The organism is Burkholderia sp. Z1, from assembly GCF_014893795.1.
In the GTDB taxonomy this organism is placed as follows: Bacteria; Pseudomonadota; Gammaproteobacteria; order Burkholderiales; family Burkholderiaceae; genus Burkholderia; species Burkholderia theae.
In genome coordinates this window covers 628,033-649,968 of sequence record NZ_JACFYL010000003.1, presented here as the reverse complement: position 1 = coordinate 649,968, position 21,936 = coordinate 628,033, and the positions used below count along the sequence as shown (strand labels likewise).

Here is a 21,936-nt window from a genome sequence, read left to right as displayed (position 1 = left end):
GGCGGCTTGCGCGGCCGGCGTCTTCTCGCCGGAAGACGGCCTGCGGCTGATCGCCGAACGCGGCCGGTTGATGCAGGCATTGCCCCGCGACGGCGAGATGGCGGCGATTTTCACCGATCTCGCCACGGTCGAGCGCGCGATCGAAGCCTGTCCGCACGAGGTCGCGGTGGCGGCCGTCAACGGGCCGGCCAGCATCGTGATTTCCGGCAAGCGCGAGCGCATCGCGCAGCTGGTCGACGCGTTTGCCGCGCAGGGCATCCGGTCCGTGCCGCTCAACACGTCGCACGCGTTTCACTCGCCGCTGCTCGAGCCGATGCTGGACGGCTTCCAGGCCGCGGCGCAAGCCGTGCCCGTCGCGCGCCCGGCCATCCCGTTCTATTCGAATCTCACGGGCGCCGCGATGGACGAGGCGCCCACCGACGTGTACTGGCGCCGTCACTGCCGCGAGCCGGTGCAGTTCGCGAGCAGCGTCGAGCGCCTCGCCGAAGCCGGTTTCAACCTGCTGGTCGAAATCGGTCCCAAGCCGGTGCTCGTCAACCTGGCCCGCGCGTGCTGCGCGCCGGATGCCGGGATCCAGTTCCTGGCCCTGCAGCGGCCGCAAGTCGAGCAGCAGGCGCTGATCGAAACGCTGTCGAGCCTTTATGCCCGGGGCGTCGACGTCGCCTGGGCCGCAACCGAAACACCCGCGCCCGTGCGCGTCGCCTTGCCGTCCTATCCCTTCCAACGCAGCCGTACCTGGTTTCAGAAAGCGGACATGTCCATGACTCAGACAAGCGCATCACCCATCGCTGCAACGCCGACCCACGACCGTAGCGGCGAGGTTCTCGAATGGCTTCGCGGCAAGATCGGCGAATTGATCCAGGCCGATCCCGCCACCATCAACATCGACCTGCCGTTCCTGGAGATGGGCGCCGACTCGATCATCCTGATCGAGGCCATCCGGCACATCGAGAAACAGTACGGCGTGAAGACGGCCATGCGCCGCTTCTTCGAAGACCTGGCGACGGTGCAGGCGCTCGCCGAATACATCGCGGACAACCTGCCGGCGGAAGCCGCGCCGTCCGAGGCCGAGGCCGTAGCCGTGACCGTGGTCGAGCCGTCCACGGTGGCGCTCGCGCCGTCCGCGGAGGGGCGTGTGCCGCCCGCCGCCGCGCCGGTCGAATGGGTGGCGGCCGAAGGCGGCTCCACGGTCGAGCGCGTGTTGCGGGAGCAGAATCAGCTGCTGTCGCGCGTCATGAGCCAGCAGATGGATCTGCTGCGCACATCGCTGACCGGCCACGCCGACGTCCGGCCGGCGACGGTCGCCGCGCAAGCCGTCGCGAACGTTGCGAACGTCGCAGCCAAGGCCGCGATCGCGGTGCCGGCCGCCACGCCCGCGGCGAAGCCCGCGCCGGCAACTGCGGCCGTGACCGGCAACCGGCCGCCCAAGCCGATGATGCCGTGGGGCAGCCCGGTCGAACAGCGGGCGCGCGGCTTGTCCGCCGTACAGCAGGAGCATCTCGAAGCGCTGATCGTGCGCTACACGACGCGCACCCGGAAATCGAAGGAATCGGTGCAGGCGTCGCGCCCGGTGCTGGCCGACAGCCGTGCCACGGTCGGCTTCCGCTTTTCGACCAAGGAAATGCTGTATCCGATCGTCGGCGAGCGCGCGGCCGGTTCGCGGCTGTGGGACATCGACGGCAACGAGTACATCGATTTCACGATGGGCTTCGGCGTGCATCTGTTCGGCCACACGCCGGACTTCATCCAGCATCAGGTCAGCCGCGAATGGCAACGCCCGCTTGAACTGGGCGCACGCTCCAGCCTGGTCGGCGAAGTGGCCGCGCGCTTTGCCCGCGTCACCGGCCTCGATCGCGTGGCGTTCTCGAACACCGGTACCGAGGCGGTCATGACCGCGATGCGGCTCGCGCGCGCCGTGACGGGGCGCGACAAGATCGTGATGTTCACGCATTCGTATCACGGCCATGCCGACGGCACGCTCGCCGCGGCGAACGCGGAAGGCGTCACGGAAACCATCGCTCCCGGCGTGCCGTTCGGCTCGGTCGAGAACATGATCCTGCTCGACTACGGCAGCGACGCCGCGCTCGAAGCCATTCGCGGCATGGCGTCGAACCTCGCGGCCGTGATGGTCGAGCCCGTGCAGAGCCGCAACCCGTCCCTGCAGCCCGTCGCGTTCCTCAAGGAACTGCGCCGCATCACCGAAGAGGCCGGCGTCGCGCTGATCTTCGACGAAATGATCACCGGCTTCCGCGTCCATCCGGGCGGCTCGCAGGCCATGTTCGGCATCCGGGCCGATCTCGCGACCTACGGCAAGATCATCGGCGGCGGCCTGCCGCTGGGCGTCATCGCCGGCACCACCCGCTTCATGGACGCCATCGACGGCGGCATGTGGACCTACGGCGACCACTCGTTCCCGGTCGCGGACCGCACCGCGTTCGGCGGCACGTTCTGCCAGTACCCGCTGGCGATGGCGGCCGCGCTGGCCGTGCTGGAGAAGATCGAACAGGAAGGCCCGGCGCTGCAGGCCGCGCTCAACGAACGGACCGCGCAAATCGCCGACACGTTGAATGCGTTCTTCGTGGAGGCCGAGGCGCCGATCAAGGTCACGTGGTTCGGCTCGATGTTCCGCTTCGAATTCACCGAGAACCTGGACCTGTTCTTCTATCACATGCTCGAAAAGGGCATCTACATCTGGGAATGGCGCACCTGCTTCCTCTCCACCGCGCATACGGACGCCGATGTCGACCGGTTTATCCGCGCGGTGAAGGACAGCGTCGCCGACCTGCGCCGCGGCGGCTTCATCCGGCCGCACTCGAAGCACGGCACGGTTGCCGCGCTGAGCGAAGCGCAACGCCAGCTGTGGGTGTTGTCGGAAATCGATCCCGAAGGCTCGCTGGCCTACAACGTCAACACCACCCTCGAACTGAAGGGCCGGCTCGACGAAGCCGCGATGCGCGCCGCCGTCCAGGGCCTGGTCGATCGACACGAGGCGCTGCGCACGACGGTGACGCCGGACGGGTCGGGCCAGATCGTGCATCCGTCGCTGACGCTGCGGATTCCGCTGATCGACGCGGACCAGGACGCGTGGCGGGACCAGGAAAGCCGCGAGCCGTTCGACCTGGTGAACGGTCCGCTCTTTCGCGCCGCGCTCGTGCGCCTGGACAGCGAACGTCACCTGCTGGTGATGACGGCCCATCACATCATCTGTGACGGCTCGACGTTCGGCATCCTGCTCGAGGATCTGGCCCGGGCGTATGCCGGCGCCGCGCCGGCCGCGGCGCCGCTCCAGTTCCGCGAATACCTGAAGCAGCTCGACACCCAGCGCCACAGCCCGGAAACGAAGGCGAATCGCGCGTACTGGCTCGCGCAGTGCGAGCGCCAGGTCGAACCGTTGAACCTTCCGGCGGACTACCCGCGGCCCGCGGTGAAGACGTTTCACGGCAAGCGCGTGTCGCTGCATCTGGACGCGGCGGCGGCCGCGCCGCTGCGCACCGCCGCCCGTCAGAACGGCTGCACGCTCTACATGGTGCTGCTTGCCGGCTTCAACCTGTTCCTGCACCGCATCGCCGGCCAGCAAGAGATTGTCACCGGCATCCCGGTGACCGGCCGTTCCGTGGCCGGCAGCGATCGCCTCGCCGGCTACTGCACGCATCTGCTGCCGCTGCGCTCCACGCTGCCCGAGCAGGCCACCGTGGCCAGCTTCCTGGCCGGCACCCGGCAGAACCTGCTCGACGCGCTCGAGCACCAGGACTATCCGTTCGCCGAGCTGGTCCGCGAAATCGGCGCGCAGCGCGATCTCAACGCCGCCCCGCTGGTATCGGCGGTCTTCAATCTGGAGCCCGTGTCGGCGCTGCCCGGCCTGCCGGGCCTGACGGTCGACCTGGTCGCCCCGCTGATCCGCCACACCGCGTTCGATTTGAACGTCAACGTCCTCGACTCGGGGGAGGCACTCCTGATCGATTGCGACTACAACACCGATCTGTTCGACGAGAACACCGTGGAGCGTTTCCTCGCGATCTACCGGACCCTGCTCACGCGTCTTGCGGACGATGCGTCGGCCGCCGTGGCCCGGCTGCCGTTGACGAGCGAAGCGGAGCGGAACCTGCTGACCGTCGAATGGAACCGGACCGAAACGGAGTTCGGCGAGGCCGCCGCGCAACCGCTGCACCGCCTGTTCGAACAGCAGGTCGAGCGCACGCCCGATGCCGTCGCCGCCGTCCATGACGACGGCACGCTCACCTACGCCGAACTCAACCTGCGCGCCAACCGCCTCGCGCACCGGCTCATCGCGCTCGGCGTCGGGCCCGACGCCCTCGTCGGCGTCGCCATGGAACGCTCGCTCGACATGATCGTCGCGCTGCTCGCCGTCCTCAAGGCCGGCGGCGCCTACGTCCCCGTCGACCCCGACTATCCCGCCGAGCGCGTGCGCTTCATGATCGAGCACCCGCAGTTGCGCTGGCTCCTCACCCAGCAACATCTGCGCGACGCGCTGCCCGACACCGAAGCTTCCCTGATCGTCGTCGATTCCAGCGAACTCGACCTCGATCTCGACGCCGTGGCCAACCCCGCGCCTGATCTGAACGGCGACAACCTCGCCTACATGATCTACACGTCCGGTTCCACCGGCCGGCCCAAGGGCGCGCTCAACACCCATCGCGCGATCACCAACCGCATCCTCTGGATGCAGCACGCCTACTCGCTCGACGCCGACGACGCCGTCCTGCAGAAGACCCCGTTCAGCTTCGACGTCTCGGTCTGGGAATTCTTCTGGCCGCTCGTCACCGGTGCGCGCCTCGTGTTCGCCCGACCCGGCGGACAGCGCGAGACCGACTATCTGGCCGAACTCATCGAGCGCGAACGGATCACCACGATTCACTTCGTGCCGTCGATGCTGCGTGCCTTCCTCGACCATCCGGACCTGGACGCGCACTGCACGTCGCTGCGCCGCGTCGTGTGCAGCGGCGAGGCACTGCCCTACGACCTGCAGCAGCGCTGCCTCGAGCGCCTGGACGTCAGGCTGTACAACCTCTACGGCCCCACGGAAGCCGCCGTCGACGTGAGCGCATGGGAGTGCAAGCGCGACGACCCGCACCGCATCGTCCCGATCGGCCGGCCCATCGCCAATGCCCGCCTCCATATCGTGGACGCGCACATGCAGCCCACGCCGCTCGGTGTGGCAGGCGAACTGCTGATCGGCGGCACGCCGGTGGGGCTCGGCTACCACGGCGAACCGGAACTGAGCGCGGAGAAGTTCATCGCCGATCCGTTCTCGACCGACCCGCGGGCGCGCCTCTACCGTACCGGCGATCTCGCGCGTTACCGCCCCGACGGCAACATCGAGTTCCTCGGCCGCATCGATCACCAGATCAAGCTGCGCGGCCTGCGCATCGAACCCGGTGAAATCGAGGCGGTACTGACCTCGCACCCGCTGGTCGACGCCGCCGTCGTGGCGGTGCGCGGCGTGGACGACGGCGCGAAACTCGTCGCATGGCTGTGCGCGTCGCACCCCGAAGCCGAACTGATCGAAGCGGTCCGCGGCCATCTGCGGCAGCGGCTGCCGGATTACATGGTGCCGTCGGCGTTCGTCGTCGTGACCGCGTTCGAGACCCTGCCCAACGGCAAGCTCGATCGCGCCAGGCTGCCCGAACCCGGCGACGGCCCGGACCACGTTGCGCCCGCCAACGCGCTCGAAGCGCAGTTGACGGCCATCTGGCAGGAAGTGCTCGGCCAGGCCCGCATCAGTACGACCGCCCATTTCTTCGAGCTGGGCGGCAATTCGCTGTCCGCGACGAAGGTCGTCGCGCGCATCCGTCGCGATCTGCAGGCGAAGCTGGAAATCCGCAGCCTGTTCGCGCACCCCACCATTGCGGGTCTCGCGAAGCGCATCGCCGATACGCAGCCGATCGATTACGTGCCCGTGACGCCGCTGCCGGCGCAGACGCACTACGAACTCTCCCCCGCCCAGACCCGGCTGTGGGTCCAGGATCGCCTCAATGCGGGGCAAGCCGGCGGGCCGCTGCCCACGTCCCTGCTGTTCGAGGGCGTGCTCGACGTGGATGCGCTCGTGCGTGCGTTCCGCGCGCTGAGCGAACGTCACGAGATCCTGCGCACGCGTTTCGTGCTGGCGGGCAATCAGCCGGTCCAGCAGGTGCTGCCGCCCGGCGAAGCGGCCTTCCCGGTCGAGGTCGTCAATCTGCAGGATGCCGAGGACCGGGACGCCCAGGCCATCTCGATCTACGAGAGCGAACGGCTCGCGCCGATGGATCTCGCCGCCGGCCCGCTCTTCCGCGTCAAGCTGCTCAGGTTGTCCGAAGTCCGGCACGTCTGCCTCTGCACGATGCATCACATCGTGAGCGACGGCTGGTCCACGGAGGTGCTGCTCGGCGACCTGTCGAAGCTCTATGACGCGTTCGTCCAGCGTCGGCACAATCCGCTGCCCGCCCTTTCGATCCAGTACAAGGATTACGCCGGCTGGCTGAACCGCCTGCTCGCCGGGCCGGACGGCGCCCGCATGAAGGACTACTGGCTGGCCAAGCTGGGCGGCGGCCTGCGCGCGCTGGCACTGCCGGGCGACGTCGAACAGCCGGCCGTGCCGAGCTGGAAAACCTGGCGGTTCGAACTGCCCGCCGCCGAGACGACGGCGCTCGATGCGCTCGGCAAGCGTCACGGTGCGACCTTGTTCGTCGCGCTGCTGTCCGCCATCAAGGCACTGTTCTACCGCCGTTCCGGCCAGGAGGACATCGTCGTCGGCACGCCGGTCGCGGGCCGCGAGCTGCCCGAACTCGAGTCGCAGGTCGGCCCTTACCTGAACGTACTGGCGCTGCGCGATCGCGTCGCCGGCGACGACCGTTTCGACACGCTGCTGACCCGGGTGCGGGACACCACCCTCGAAGCGTTCTCCCATCCGCTGTATCCGCTGGATCGCCTGCTCGACGAACTGCACATCAAACGCGTTGCGGGACGCAACCCGCTCTTCGACATCGGCCTGACGCTGCAGAACCAGCGCGAGGGCGCCGTCGATCGCTACGCGGGACAAGTGCACATTGCCGAGCAGCCGGACCACGATCCGCAACGCGCGGACACGGAAGCCGCGACGGACTTCTGGTTCCTGGCCGAGCCGCGCGCCGAGGGCCTCGCGATCAGCGTCGTCTATCACGCAGGGCGGTTCAGTGAGGCCCTGGTGCAGGGCCTTGCCGACGAGCTGACGTCCGTCATCGGCGAAGTGCTTGCCGATCCGGGCGTTCGCATCCGGAACCTGACCTTGGGACACCGTGCACTGCACGCCGAAACCCGTCAGCCGACCGTCGAACTCAGCGCATTCTAAGGAGCCTTCGTTGACTATTTCGTCCAGCACACACGTCTACCTGCGGCAAAACATTCAGTTCGAACCGCTGATCAACGGTTGGTACGCGTGGTTTCACACGCTGCCGCCGTTGACCGCCGCGCTCAACGTGGCCGAGCGGTTCCTGCCGCTGATGCAGTCCTATGCCGCGTCGCCGATGATGCATGCGGCGGCCTGCAAGGATCCCGCGATGCGCGGTGGCCCGTTTCTCGACCTGGGCGGCAAGCGCGTCGACGAAATCCGCGCGCTGATCGAGCAGACCACCGCTCGCGCGACCCGCCAACTGGAACTGGCGAAGGCTTACAAGACGTTCTCCACGTTGCTGCTGGAACAGGCGAAGGGGATGGCGTCGGACCCGATCTATCCCGAGATCCCGGAAGTGCTGAAAGGCTATGTCGAGATCTACTACGACCTGAATCACAACCCGTCCTTCCGGCTCTTCGAGAGCTTGCTGTATGCGAGCCCGTTCTATGCGCGCGATGCCCAGAGCATCGCGCTGTCGGCGATCGACGAGAACACGCCCCGGCCGTTCATTCTCAGCACGCCCCGGCTCAGCGACGAGCGCACGCTGTTTTGCAGGATGGCCTTCGACGATCGCGCGCTCGATGCGCTGTTCCGGATGCGCGACACGCCCGCCAGCTACGCGAAAATCGTCGACCTGATGCGCGTGGAGGAGAAGGACGAGCCGCTGTTCCGCACGTTCTTCGTCGAGGAGGCGCCCGCGCCGAAACCGGATCGTTCGTTCGACGGCGACGACATCCGCATTCGCTATTACGGCCACGCGTGCCTGCTGGTGCAGAGCCGCGGAGTGAGCATCCTGATCGATCCGGTGATCAGCTACGGCTACGACACCGCGCTGCCGCGCTATACGTTCGCGGACTTGCCCGACCAGATCGACTACGTGCTGATCACGCACAGCCATCACGATCACATCGTCCTCGAAACGCTGCTGCAGCTTCGCCACAAGGTCAAGACCGTGGTGGTCGGCAGGAATCTCGACGGGTTTCCGCAAGATCCGTCACTGGCGCTGGCGTTGCGCAAGCTCGGTTTCGACGATGTGCTGGAAGTCAGGGATGCAGACGAAATCAAGGTGCCCAACGGCGTCATCACCGCCATTCCGTTCCTGGGCGAACACAACGACCTGGCGATCCAGAGCAAGCAGAGCTTCATGATCCGCTTCGGCACGCGCTCGGTGCTGTGCATCGCCGATTCGTGCAACCTGGACCCGCGCCTCTACGAGCATGTCTTCCGCCTCGCCGGCAAGCCGGACACGTTGTTCGTCGGGATGGAAACCGAGGGCGCACCGCCGTCATGGGTCTACGGCCCGCTGTTTCCCAAGACGCTGCCGCGCGACCTCGACCGGTCGCGCCGGGCACGGGGCTGCCAGTTCGGCGAGGCGGCCGCGCTGGTGGACGACTTCCCGTTCAACGCGGCGTATGTCTATGCGATGGGGCAGGAGCCGTGGCTCAACCACCTCCTCGACAACACCTTCGACGAAAACTCGCCCAGCCATATCCAGTCCACCCAGTTTGTCGCGCACTGCAAGGCCAAGGGCATCGCTTCCGAAATCCTGTACGCGACGAGGGAGATCGTGCTTTGTCAGAACTGAATCTCAACGCGCTGTCGACCAGCGGGCAATACCAGGAACACCTCGCGTTCTGGAACGAGGTGCTCGGTCGCATCGACGAAGACTTCCGTCTTCAGCAAGCATGGCAGGCGTATGCGTTGCCCCTCGGCCCCGCGCCGGCGCTGACGTTCGCGCTCGACGGCGACGCGGCGCAGACCCTGGCGAAGCTCGCTGCCGGCAACGAGCTGGGCGCGTTCGTCGTGCTGCTGGCGGCGCTGTTCCGGGTGCTCGGGCGCTACGACGGCGCAGCCAGCCTGTTCGTGGATACGCCGCGCCTGATCGCCGAAGCTGCGAACGGTTCCGCCGATTCCGTCCCGCTGCTCGACGCCGCTCAGCCCGGCCCCACGGTTCGCGCGTACCTGAACCAGGTGCGCGACAGCGTGCAGCGCAGCTATTCGTATCAGGATTTTCCGATCGCGGCCCTCGCGCACAAACTGCGCGGCGAACGGCCCGCGACCAACGTCGGCGTGCGCTTCGACGGCCTGCACGAAGCGTGGACGGAGGGGGACTACGACCTGTCGATCGAGATCCGGCATCGTGCGTGCTACGAGATCGTCCTGACGGGCCGGCCGACGGTCTTCACGCTGCATTATCTGCAGCATGTCGCACGGCACCTGCGCAACGTCGTGGCCGGCTTCGGCGCGCTGGACGCCCCGCTCGACACGGTCTCGCTGCTCGATGACGAGGAACGTGCGCGCCTGCTTGCGCAGGCGGCGCCCGTTGCCGTGGATGGCACCTTCCTCGCGCAGTTCGCGCAACGGGTCGCGGCCACGCCGGACAGCATCGCGGTGGTGACCGCCGACGCATCGCTGACCTATGCGCAGCTGGACGACCAGGCGTCCCGGCTGGCGGGCTTCCTGCTCGCGGAATATGCGATCGAGCGCGGCGACGTGGTGGGGGTGGTCGCCGACCGGTCCGAGCGCTGGATCGTCGGCATGCTCGGCGCGCTCAAGGCGGGCGCGGTATATCTGCCGCTCGACCCGGAGTTTCCGCGGGAGCGGCTGCGCTTCATGATCGAGGACGCGAAGGTCAAGGCGCTGCTGACGAACTCGGAATACCTGCCGTTGCTCGCCGATTTCTGGGCGATTCCGATGTTCGCGCTCGACTTTCAGCTTGACACGCTGGAACCCGCACCGGCGTCAGCGCAGGTCGAGGTCGCGCCGGGCGACGCGGCGTACATCATCTACACGTCCGGCTCCACGGGCATCCCCAAGGGTGTCGTGCTCGAACATGCAGGGCTCCTGAACATGGCGCAGTACCATGTGAACGCCTTCGGTTTCGATGCCGACGACCGGTTCGTCCAGTTCTACTCTCCGGGCTTCGACGGCTCGATCATGGAGATTTTCGTCACGCTGCTCGCGGGGGCGCGCCTGGTGCTGGCGAAGACCGCCGTGATCCGGGACGTGCCGCGTTTCGTCGACTACATCGCGCAGCAGGGTGTCACCACCGTCAACGCGACGCCGGCCTATCTCGCGTCGCTCGACTGGAACGCGCTCGGCGCCGTGAAGCGGGTCATCAGCGCGGGCGACAACGCGCGCGTGGCGGATCTGCGCGAACTGGCCCGGACCCGCGTGTGCCACAACTCGTACGGCCCGACCGAGGCCACCGTGTGCATCGCGGACTACGTGGTCGACCCGGCGATCGCCTACGGCGCCCGTCTGCCGGTCGGCCGCCCGATCCACAACACGCACCTGTACCTGCTCGACGAGCACGGGGCGCTGGCCCCCGACGGGTGTACCGGCGAGATCTGCGTGTCCGGCATCGCGCTGGCGCGCGGCTATGTCGGCCGCGACGACCTGAGCGCCGCCGCGTTCGTCGACCACCCGTTCGAAGCGGGCGAGCGCCTCTATCGCACCGGCGACCTCGGCGTCTGGCTGCCGGACGGCAACCTGGAAGTCACCGGGCGCCGCGACACGCAAGTGAAGATTCGCGGCTATCGCATCGAGATGGGCGAAATCGAAGCGGCGCTCCGGCAGCACGCCGGCGTGACCGACGCGATCGTGTTCGTGCGCGAGGATACGCCGCAGCACAAGCAGCTGGTGGCCTGCGTCGCCACGGCGACGGCCAGCGTCGCCGGCCTGCGGGAACATCTGAAGGAACGCCTGCCCGAGTTCATGGTGCCGGCCTCGATCGTGACGCTCGAACGCCTGCCGCTGACACCGAACGGCAAGCCCGACCGCAAGGCGCTCGCCGCGCTGGAGCTGGCGCCCGTGCCGAGCGCAACCGCGTACGTCGCACCGGCCAATGACGTCGAAGCACGCCTGGGCAAGATCTGGTCCGAGGTGCTGGGCCAAGAGCCGATCGGCGTGCACGACAATTTCTTCGAACTCGGCGGCGACTCGATCCTGCTCATCCAGGTGATGTCGCTGGCCCAGCAGGTCGGCCTCAAATTCACCGCCGACCAGTTTTTCGCGCATCCGACCATCGCCGCGCTTGCCCAGGTTGCGGTGGAGGCGCCGTCGATCCGGATTCCGCAGGAACCCGTGGTCGGCCCCGCCCCGCTGACGCCGATCCAGTCCTGGTTCTTCGCGCAGGACGTGGCGGATCCGCACCACTACAACCAGTCGACCATGATCGAGGTGCCCGCGTCGCTGCGGCCGGACGTGCTCGAGCACGCGCTGGCGGCGGTCGCGACCCATCATGACGCGCTGCGGCTGGGTTTCGAGCGCGTCGCCGGCGCATGGCAGCAATCGCATGCGGCGCCGCCGCTGGCGATTCCGCTCGGCGTCACGTCGCTGGCGGACGCGGCGCCCGCCGCACGGCAGGCGGCCATGCTCGCGACCGCCAGCGACATGCAGGAAAGCTTCACGTTGTCGGCACCGCCGCTGCTGCGCGCGCACCTGTTCCAGTTCGGTCCCGACGCGCCGCAGCGCCTGCTCGTGGTCGCGCATCATCTGGTGATCGACGGCGTGTCGTGGCGCATCCTGTTCGAAGACCTGTACACCGCGTGTCGCCAGCGCGAAGCGGGCGAAGCGGTGCGGTTGCCGGCCAGGACGACGGCGTGGCGCGACTGGTCGACGCGCCTGTCCGAACTCGGTGCGAGCGCGCCCGACGGGCTGGACTACTGGCTCCGGGCCAGCGCCGACGAGCCTGCGTGCTTCGACGACATGCCGGTCGGCACCGTCGGCGAAGCCGGCACGACGGTCATCGATTTCGACGCCGGGCAGACGCTCGCGCTGTTGCAGGACGTGCCGCGCACGTTCAACACCCAGATCAACGAAGTCCTGCTGACAGCCCTGCTGCTCGCGTTCGGTGACTGGACCGGCAACGCCACGCTGGTCGTCGAGCTCGAAGGCCACGGTCGCGAGGACCTCTTCGACGGCGTCGATACGTCGCGCACGATCGGCTGGTTCACCACGCACTACCCGGTGTACCTGAATGCCGGCAACGCCACCGTGGCGGTCGACGCGTTGCGCCACGTAAAGGAGCAGCTGCGCGCGGTGCCGATGCGCGGGCTCGGCTACGGCGTCGCCCGCTACCTCGGCAACGACGCCGGCATCGCGGCGGCACTGGAACGGCAGCCGCCGGCGCCGGTGCGCTTCAACTACCTCGGCCAGATCGATCGCGTGCTGGCCGACGACACGGGCTGGAAACCGGTGCTCGACTTCGAGAGTCCCGAGCACAGCCCGCGCGCCCGTCGCGGCCATCTGTTCGAGATCGACGGGATGGTGTTCGACGGGCGTCTGCGCCTGACCTGGCGTTACAACCGCGAGGCCTGCCCACCCGGCGTCATCGAGCAGCTGACGCAGTGCTACCGCAGCCGTCTGCTGTCGATCGTCGAGGCCAGCGGTGAAGGCCCGCGCGGGCTGAGTCCGTCGGACTTTCCAGCCGCTCGCATCAGTCAGGAAGCGTTGGACGCCCTCGTATCAAGGATCAAATCGTGACCTCCCCCACCATCGCCGATATCTACGAGCTCTCCCCGATGCAGGAGGCGATGCTCTTTCATGCCGTGCACTCGCCCGGCGCGAGCAGCAGCTTCAACCAGCTCGGTTGCCGGATCACCGGCAGCCTCGATCCCGCGCTGTTTCAAGCCGCCTGGCAGCAGCTGATCGATCGGCACCCGGTGATGCGCACGTCGTTCCATTGGGAGGAATTCGACAAGCCCATGCAGGTCGTGCATGCGCACGCCACGCTGCCGTGGGTGCAGGACGACTGGCGCGATCTGCCGGACCACGAACAGCGCGCGCGGTGGCGCGCGCATCTCGACCGCGACCTGGCCGAAGGCTTCGCGCTCGATCGTGCGCCGCTCGTGCGCTGCCGCCTGGTGCGCGTCGCCGAGCACGCGTACCTGTTCAGCTGGAGCCACCATCACATCCTGGCCGACGGCTGGTGCCTGTCGCTCGTCATCGAGGAGATCTTCGAGGCCTATCGCGCGCTCACGCACGGCGTGCCGCCGGCGCTCCCCGCGGTGCGCCCCTATCGCGACTATATCCAGTGGCTGCAGCAGCGCGAGCCGCAAGCCGCGCAGCAATACTGGGCGCGCTATCTCGAAGGTTTTCACTCGCCGACCCCGCTGCCCACGGCCGCGCGCGCGGCCGCGGGCGAGCGCTTCGGCGAGGGTCTCGCGCAAGTGCAGGCCGACCTGTCGGCCGACCTGAGCGCGCGCCTGCGGCAATTTGCGGCCCGCCATCACGTCACCCTCAATACCCTCGCGCAAGCGGCCTGGGCACTCGTGCTGTCGCGTTACAGCGGGGAGACCGACGTGGTGTTCGGCGCCGTCGTGTCCGGACGGGGCGCCAACCTGCCGGGAATCGAATCCATGCTCGGCCTGTTCATCAATACGGTGCCGGTGCGGGTGCGGGTCGACCCCAGGCAACCGCTGGTGCCGTGGCTGAAGATGATCCAGGCGCGCGTGGCCGCCCGCGCGCCGTTCGAGCACACCCCGTTGCCCGACATTCAGCGCTGCAGCGAAGTGCCGCTGACGACGCCGCTGTTCGAGAGCAACATCACGTTCATGAATTACCCGCTGGACGCGTCGCTGACGCATGGCGCGCACGGGCTGGCGGTCGACGAGGTTCAACTCTACAACCGCGCCGACATCCCGCTCGAATTCGTGGTGACGGCACGCGACGACTGGAAGATGGAACTGTCGTTCGATCCGCGGCGCTTCGATGAAGACACGATGCAGCGCATGCTGGGCCACGTGGCCGCGACGCTCGATGCCTTCGCGGCCGATCCGAACCGGCTGCTCGGACGCCTGCCGATCCTGCCCGAGACCGAACGCCGGCTACTGCTGGACACCTTCAACGACACCGCCGTGCCGTTCGACGCCGCGCTCACCGTGGTGCATCGTCTGGAACAGGCCGCCGCGGCGCACCCCGGGCGGGCGGCGGTCGAGTACCGCGACAGCGTCCTGAGCATCGGTGAACTGAACGCCCGCGCCAACCGACTCGCGCACCGCCTGCTGGCCGCCGCCGAGCTGGGGCCGGACGCGCTGGTCGCGATCTGCATGCACCGGTCGGCCCACCTGATGGAGGCGATCCTCGCCGTCTGGAAGTGCGGCGCCGCCTATATTCCGATTGACCCCAACTATCCGGCGGCGCGCATCCGCACCATTCTCGAGGATTCCGGCGCCGCCCTCGTGCTGACCTGCGACGGCCTGTTGCCGGCCGAGCTGGCCTCGCTCGCGCCGGTCGTGTCGCTCGACGACGCCACCGGGATCGACGACGACACCAACCCCGGCCGCCCCGTGTCGCCCGACAGCCTCGCCTACGTGATCTACACGTCCGGTTCCACCGGAAAGCCGAAAGGGGCGATGGTCGAGCACGCCGGCATGCTGAATCACATGCTCGCCGAGATTGACGAGTTTTCGATTTCGGCTTCGTCGGTGATCGCGCAAACCGCGCCGCATTGCTTCGATATTTCGGTCTGGCAATTTTTCACGGCGCCGCTCGCCGGCGGCAAGACCGTGATCGTCGACGACGAATGCATTCGCGATCCGGCGTCCTTCATCGCGACCCTGGACGCCACCCGGGTCAGCATCCTCGAACTGGTGCCGTCCTATCTGTCCGCCGTGCTCGACCGCGCGTCGGAACGGCCGGCGCTGATGCGGCACCTGCGGCACCTGCTCGTCACCGGCGAGATGGTCAGCCCGGCCCTGGTGAAACAGTGGTTCGACGTGTTCCCGGACATCGCGCTGGTGAACGCCTACGGCCCGGCGGAAGCATCCGACGACGTCGCGCAGCACCGCATGACGTGCACGCCAACCACGCCTTACGTCCCGGTCGGCAAGCCGATCCGCAACGTACGCCTCTACGTCGTCGACCCGCAGATGAACCTGTGCCCGATCGGGATTCCCGGCGAACTGTGCGTGTCCGGCATCGCCGTCGGCCGCGGCTACCTGAACAACGAAGCCGCGACGCGGGAGGCTTTCGTCGAGGATCCGTTCATTCCGGAGCGCGGTGTCCGCATGTACCGCACCAGCGACATCGGCTGCTATCTCCCCGACGGAACGATCGCGCTCTACGGCCGCAAGGACCACCAGCTGAAGATCCGCGGCTACCGCATCGAGCTCGGGGAGATCGACAACGCGCTGGCCGCCATTCCGGAAATCCGCCAGGCGGCCGCACTCGACTATCGCGACGACGCCGGCCGCGCCGCGCTATGCGCGTATGTCGCGTTCCGCGACGGCGCGTCGCTGAGCGATGCCGCGATAGCCGCCGCGTTGTCCGCCACGTTGCCGGATTACATGGTGCCCGCCATCTACGCGGTACTCGACGCGCTGCCCCTGAGCGGCAACGGCAAGATCGACCGCAAGGCGCTGCCGCCGCTCGACCGGTCGCGGCTGTCGGCGGCGGCACACGCACCGACACCGCCCCGCACGCCCACCGAGACGCTGCTGTGCCGCATCTGGGGAGAAGCGTTGGGCATTCCGGCGCCCGGCATCCACGACAACCTGTTCGCGCTGGGCGGCGACTCGATTCTCAGCATGCGCATCGTGTCGCTGGCCGCCAAGGCGGGCCTGAAGCTCACCACCCGGCTGATCTTCCAGCATCCGACGGTTGCCGAGCTCGCCGCCGTGGCGACGCGCGGCACGGTCGGCGCGGCGGAGTTCGTCGCATCGTCCGGCCCGCTGCCGCTGACGCCGATCCAGAAGCGCTTCTTCGCGCAGCATCAGAACGATACGAACCAGTACAACCAGGCGGTCCTGCTCGACGTGCCGGCGGATTTCGATCCGGCCTTGCTGCGCCAGGCGTTGCGGCACGCGGTCAAATGGCACGATGCGCTGCGGCTGCGCTTTCGCGCGGGCGAGTCCGGCTGGATCCAGTCGGTCGTCGACGATCCGGAGGTGCCCGTCGGCGTGTTCGACCTTCCGCGCGACCAGCTCGCGCAGCACGTCGCGCAGTCGCATGCGAGCCTGAATCTGTCGGACGGCCCCGTCGTGCGTGCGGACCTGTTCCGGCTCGACGAAGGCCGTTCGCTTCGTCTGCTGCTGGTTGCGCATCATCTGGTCGTCGACGGCGTGTCGTGGGGCGCGCTGCTCGAAACCCTGTACGACGCCTATACCCGCCTGCGCAACGGCAAGGCGCCCGAATTTGCGGGCGGCAGCGCGACATGGACCGCCTGGACCCGGGCGATCTCGCGCTGGGCCGGCTCCGGCGCCGCCGACGCCGATCTCGTCCATTGGCAGGCCCTGGCGCGCGCCGACCTGCCCGGCCTGCCGCTCGATCGCACCGCGCCGGCCGACGCCAATACCGTGTCGTCCGCCGACACGATCGTGGTCGAGCTGGGCGAAGCCGCGACGACGGCCTTGCTGGGCGCCGCGCCCCGGGCCTACGACGCGCAGATCAACGACGTGCTGCTTGCCGCGCTCGCGCGTGCCGTCAGCGACTGGAGCGGATCCGCCGACGTCCTGCTGGATCTCGAAGCGCACGGGCGCGAAGAACTGTTCGAAGACCTCGACATCTCGCGCACGGTGGGCTGGTTTACGTCCGTGTTCCCGGTCGCGCTGACGGTCGATCCCGGCCCGCGCGATCCGGCTCGCCTGGTTGCGTCGGTCAAGACGCAACTGCGCGCCGTGCCGAACGCGGGCATCAGCCATGGCCTGCTGCAGGACCGGCTCGACGGTCCGGCGCCGCAGCCGCAACTGCTGTTCAACTACCTGGGCCAGACCGACCAGCTGTTCGCCGCCGCGCGCGACTGGAAACCGGCGACGGAGCCGAGCGGGGACGGCCGCCATGCGAACCAGCGGCGCGAACACCTGCTCGACATCAACGCCTACGTGAGCGGCGACCGCCTGCACGTTGCGTGGGAATTCAGCCGGGCCTGCCACGACGCCGCCACCATCCGGCGCGTCGCGCAAGCGTACCTCGCGGCACTCGAATCCCTGGTCTCCGCCCCTGCCGACCCGTCCGCATCGACCCGGCCCGCGACCGGCCTGGCGCAAGCGCCGGCCTCGGTCATGCCGGACGAGATCGCCGACGTCTACGCGCTGACGCCGACCCAGCAGGGCATGTTGTTCCACGGGCTGTACGAACCCGCGTCGGATGCGTACTTCAGCAGCCTGAATTTCCGTATCGACGGCGCGCTCGACGTCGAACGGTTCCGCCGCGCGTGGGATACCGTGGCGCAGCGGCACGACATCTTGCGAACGTCGTTTCACTGGGAAGACCTCGACAGCCCCGTGCAGGTCGTGCATCGCCATATCGACTTGCCGTGGCACGAGGAGGATCTGCGCGCGACGTCCGCCGCGGAGGCCGAACGGCGTCGGCAAACCTACGACGCGCAGGACCGGGCACGCGGCTTCGACTTCACCCGGGCGCCGCTGATGCGCGTCGCGCTGTTCCGCATGGGCGATCACGCCTGGTGCTTCCACTGGAGCCATCACCACATCCTGCTCGACGGGTGGAGCTCCGCCCGTCTGCTGGGCGAAGTGGCCGCCGCCTATCAGGCGCTGCCGGCCGACGGTGCGCCGGAGCAGGACGCGCCGCCTGCGTTCGCCGAGTACGTGCGCTGGCTGGCGCGCCAGGACGCAGCCGCGGCGGAACGCTTCTGGAAGACGAAGCTGGCGGATTTCCCGGCGACGACGTCGCTCGTGCTGGGACGCCCGGAACTCGACGGCACGGCCGCGCCGGGCGCCTATGTCGAAGTGCCGCTGCGGCTCTCCGAAAGCGACACGCAACGGCTCGTCGCCTTCGCGCAAACCCGTCGCCTCACCCTCAACACGCTCGTGCAGGGCGCGTGGGCCCAGCTGCTGGGCCGCTACAGCGGTGAAGCGGACGTCGTGTTCGGCACGATCGTTTCCGGTCGCCCGGCCTCGCTGCCGGCATCGGACGAGATGGTCGGGCTGTTCATCAACACGCTGCCGGTGCGGGTTCGCATCGACGCGCGCCCGACGTCCGCGTGGCTCGCGCAGTTGCAGATGGAGCTCGCGCAGCAGGAGGAATATGCGCACTATCCGCTGGCCGACATCCAGAAATTCGCGGGCCTGCCGCCCGGCGTGCCGCTCTTCGAAAGCCTGCTGATCTTCCAGAACTATCCGGTCGAGGAAGCGCTGGCCGACGGACTGCCCGGCCTGCGGATCGGCGAATTCCAGGTCGCCGATCCGAACAACTACCCGCTGACGCTGGTCGTGACGCCGGGCAAGCGCCTGTCGCTGCAGGTGCTGTACGACGACGGCCGGTTCGATCGCGAAACGATCGTGCGCCTGTTGGGTCACGTCGAAACGCTGCTCACCGGCCTCGCCGGCGAGGAAGATCGCCCGAACCGCAGCGTTGCGCTCCTCACCGCCGCGGAGCGGGACGCCATCGTGCTCGGATGGAACGATACGTACGCGCCGGTTCCGTCTGACCGGACGCTACCCGAACTGATCGAAGCCGTCGCCGCCGCGCATCCCGAGCGCATTGCGGTCCGCTGCGGCACGGAGGTCCGCACCTATCGCGACCTCGTCGAAGGCGCCAACCGGATCGCCGGTCATCTGCTGCACGTCGCGCCGATCCAGCCGGACGACCGGATCGCCGTCTGGATGCCGCGCTCGCCGTTGATGCTGGAAACGATCCTGGCCATCTGGAAGTGCGGCGCGGCGTACGTTCCGGTCGATCCGGCCTATCCGGCCCAGCGGGTCGAGACCCTCCTGACGCTGGCCCGGCCGGCCATCGTCGTCGCGACGGACGGCACGCCGCCGCCGGCGCTGGCGTCGATCCCGCGGGTCGACCCCGCGCGCCTGCCCGAGCATCGGGGCGCCGGCGGGCCGGCACCGCGTTGCCGGCCCGCGGACCTCGCCTACGTGATCTTCACGTCGGGTTCGACCGGCCAGCCGAAGGGTGCGATGGTCGAGCATCGCGGCATGCTCAATCACGTGCTCGCGATGGCGCGCAGGGTCGGGCTCGGCGCGCAGAGCGCGGTCGCACAGACCGCTTCGCACTGCTCCGATATTTCGGTCTGGCAGTGCTTCGCGGCACTGGTGTCGGGCGGCACGACGGTGATCTATCCCGATGCCGACATTCTCGAGCCCGCGCGCCTGATCGACGCGCTTCACCGCGACCGCATCACGGCGATGCAATTCGTGCCGTCCTATCTGGCGACCTTTCTCGGTGAGCTGGAACGGCACCCGGCGCCTGCTTTCCCGCACCTCGACACGCTGCTGACGATCGGCGAAACCCTGCAGCCGGCCTCCGCGCACGCGTGGTTCCGCCTGAGTCCGGCGGTCCGGCTCATCAACGCGTACGGGCCGACCGAAGCGTCGGATTCCGTCGCGCATTTCAGCATGGAACGCGCGCCGGATCTGCCGGCGATTCCGATCGGCCGCCCCATCGAGAACCTGCGCCTCTACGTCGTCGACGCCGACATGAATCCGTGCCCGGCCGGCGTCAAAGGCGAGATCTGCATCGGGGGAGCGGGCGTCGGGCGCGGCTACCTGTTCGACGAAGCACGCACCCGGGCGGTGTTCCGCGACGATCCGTTCAGTCCGGAACCGGGCGCGCGCCTGTATCGCACCGGCGACATCGGCTGCTTCGGGGCCGACGGCACGCTCCACTTCTTCGGACGCCGCGACTTCCAGGTCAAGATCCGCGGCTATCGCATCGAGCTCGGGGAAATCGAAGCCGCACTGACGGGGCTCGCAGGCATCTCCAACGCCGTCGTGGTCGCCCGGCAGGCGTCGGACTCGGACATGACCCTGTGCGGCTACGCGTCGGGCACCGGCTGGACGCCCCAACGCCTGCGCGACGCACTGCGCGACACGCTGCCGGCGCATATGGTGCCCGACACCGTGATGCTGTTGCCGGCGTTGCCCGTCATGCCGAACGGCAAGATCAACCGCGCCGCGCTGCCGCTCCCGGATGCCGCGTCCGTGCCCGACGGCGCGCCGGCCGAACCGCAGACGCCCGTCGAGGCCGCGCTGCTGCGCATCTTCGCCGAGGTGCTCGGCCGTCGGCCGAAGGGCGTCGACGACGACTTCTTCGAGCATGGCGGCCAAAGCCTGAAAGCGATCCAGATGGTCAGCCGGATCCGGCGTGAACTGAAACTGAACGTCGCGGTCGCCGATATCTTCCAGGCGCCGTCGCCGCGCGCACTCGCGCGGAAGCTGGCGTCCCGCCCCACCGATCGCCTCGATGTCGATGCGCCCATCCCGGCGCTTGCGGTGCAACCGTCCTACGCGGTGTCCCGTGCGCAGAAGCGGATCTGGCTCGCCAGCCGCAGCGCGGATCCGTCCACGTACAACATGGCAGGCGCGCTGCAGCTGGACGGCGCCGTCGACACGGCGCGCCTCGTCCGTGCGTTCGACGCGCTGGTCGATCGCCATGAGAGCCTGCGCACCGTGTTTGCGATGATCGAAGGCGAGCTGCGGCAACGCATCCTCACCCGCGAGGCATCCGGATTCCGGGTCGAGCACATGGATCTCGCGGACGATGCCGCGCTGCAGGCCATCGATGCGCTGATTCGCGAGGAAAGCGGGCAGCCATTCGATCTCGCGTCGGGGCCGCTCTTGCGCGTCAAGCTGGTCCGGCTCTCGCCGACGGAACACCTGCTGCTGTTGAACATGCACCACGTGATATCGGATGCGTGGTCGATCCGCGTGCTGACCGACGACCTGCAAGCCCTGTATGCGGGACACGACCTGCCGCCGCTGTCGATCCAGTATCGCGACTACGCCGCGTGGCACAACGCGAGCCTCGAAGGTCCGCACGCCGCCGCGGATCGCGCGTACTGGCTCGCGCAACTCGCGGCGCCGCTGCCCCGCCTGCAACTGGCGTCCGACTTCCCGCGTCCCGAGCGGCCCGGTCATGCCGGGCAGACGCTCGAAGTCGAACTGTCGGAGCCGCAGGTGACGGGCCTCTCGGCACTGGCCCGCGCGCACCATACGTCGCTCTACACGGTGCTCCTCGCGTCGTTCTGCGTGCTGATGCACCGCTACACGGGGCGCGAGGACATCGTCATCGGCAGCGTGTCGGCCGGGCGCGACAGCGAGCAGCTCGAATCGCAGATCGGGGTGTTCCTCAACACCCTCGTGCTCCGCGTCCCGGTGCAGAAGTCCGCAACCGTCGAAGCGGTGATCGACGCGGTGGCCAAAGCCTCCACGGACGCGCTGGCGCATGCGTCCTATCCGTTCGATGCACTGCTGGACGACCTGAAGATTCGCACCCCGGCCGGCCACTTCCCGATCTTCGACATTCAGGCGAACGCCATTTCGATGCCCGCGCCGCAGTCGGATCTGCGCATCACGGACCGCTCGCAGGCGGACACCACGGCCAAGTTCGATCTGTCGTTCCAGGTCGTGGAAAGCGATGGCCGCCACCGCATTCAGTTGATCTACAACGCCAACCTGTTCCGCCCCGCGACCATCGCCGCGATGCGCGATCGACTGCTCGCGATCCAGGACGTCTTCTGCCGCGATCCGGCCATGCCGGTCGATCGCATCCCGCTGTCCGGCGATGCGCCCGCCGCCAGCCCGCGCGTGCGGGTCGGCCTGCGTCTCAAGCGAGCGCCCGAAGTCACCGTCGACGACGTGCTCGAGGAGAAGTCGTGA

The 21,936-nt window shown here is 68.3% G+C and carries 4 protein-coding genes (1 of these 4 only partly in view); all 4 read left to right on the top strand.

Translation table 11 applies throughout. From position 1 onward, the window contains the following. Tightly spaced (each overlapping or abutting the next), the 4 genes in view from H3H55_RS35030 to H3H55_RS35015 form a layout consistent with a single transcriptional unit that may run on beyond the window. Positions 1-7,324, top strand: partial view of a non-ribosomal peptide synthetase/type I polyketide synthase gene (locus tag H3H55_RS35030; protein ID WP_193103119.1) — the 3' portion only. It extends 6,068 nt beyond the left edge of the window; the window shows 7,324 of its 13,392 coding nt (coding positions 6,069-13,392); the start codon falls outside the window, past its left edge; it ends in the stop codon at positions 7,322-7,324. Beyond that, entirely contained in the window at positions 7,272-8,951 is a 1,680-nt protein-coding gene (locus tag H3H55_RS35025; RefSeq protein ID WP_319022353.1) for an MBL fold metallo-hydrolase, read from the top strand. Before H3H55_RS35030 ends, H3H55_RS35025 begins: the two co-directional genes overlap by 53 nt. Then, complete coding sequence (locus H3H55_RS35020; RefSeq protein WP_193102749.1) at positions 8,939-12,853, top strand: non-ribosomal peptide synthetase; 3,915 nt, start codon at positions 8,939-8,941, stop codon at positions 12,851-12,853. Before H3H55_RS35025 ends, H3H55_RS35020 begins: the two co-directional genes overlap by 13 nt. Next, complete coding sequence (locus tag H3H55_RS35015) at positions 12,850-21,936, top strand: non-ribosomal peptide synthetase (RefSeq protein WP_193102748.1); 9,087 nt, start codon at positions 12,850-12,852, stop codon at positions 21,934-21,936. Before H3H55_RS35020 ends, H3H55_RS35015 begins: the two co-directional genes overlap by 4 nt.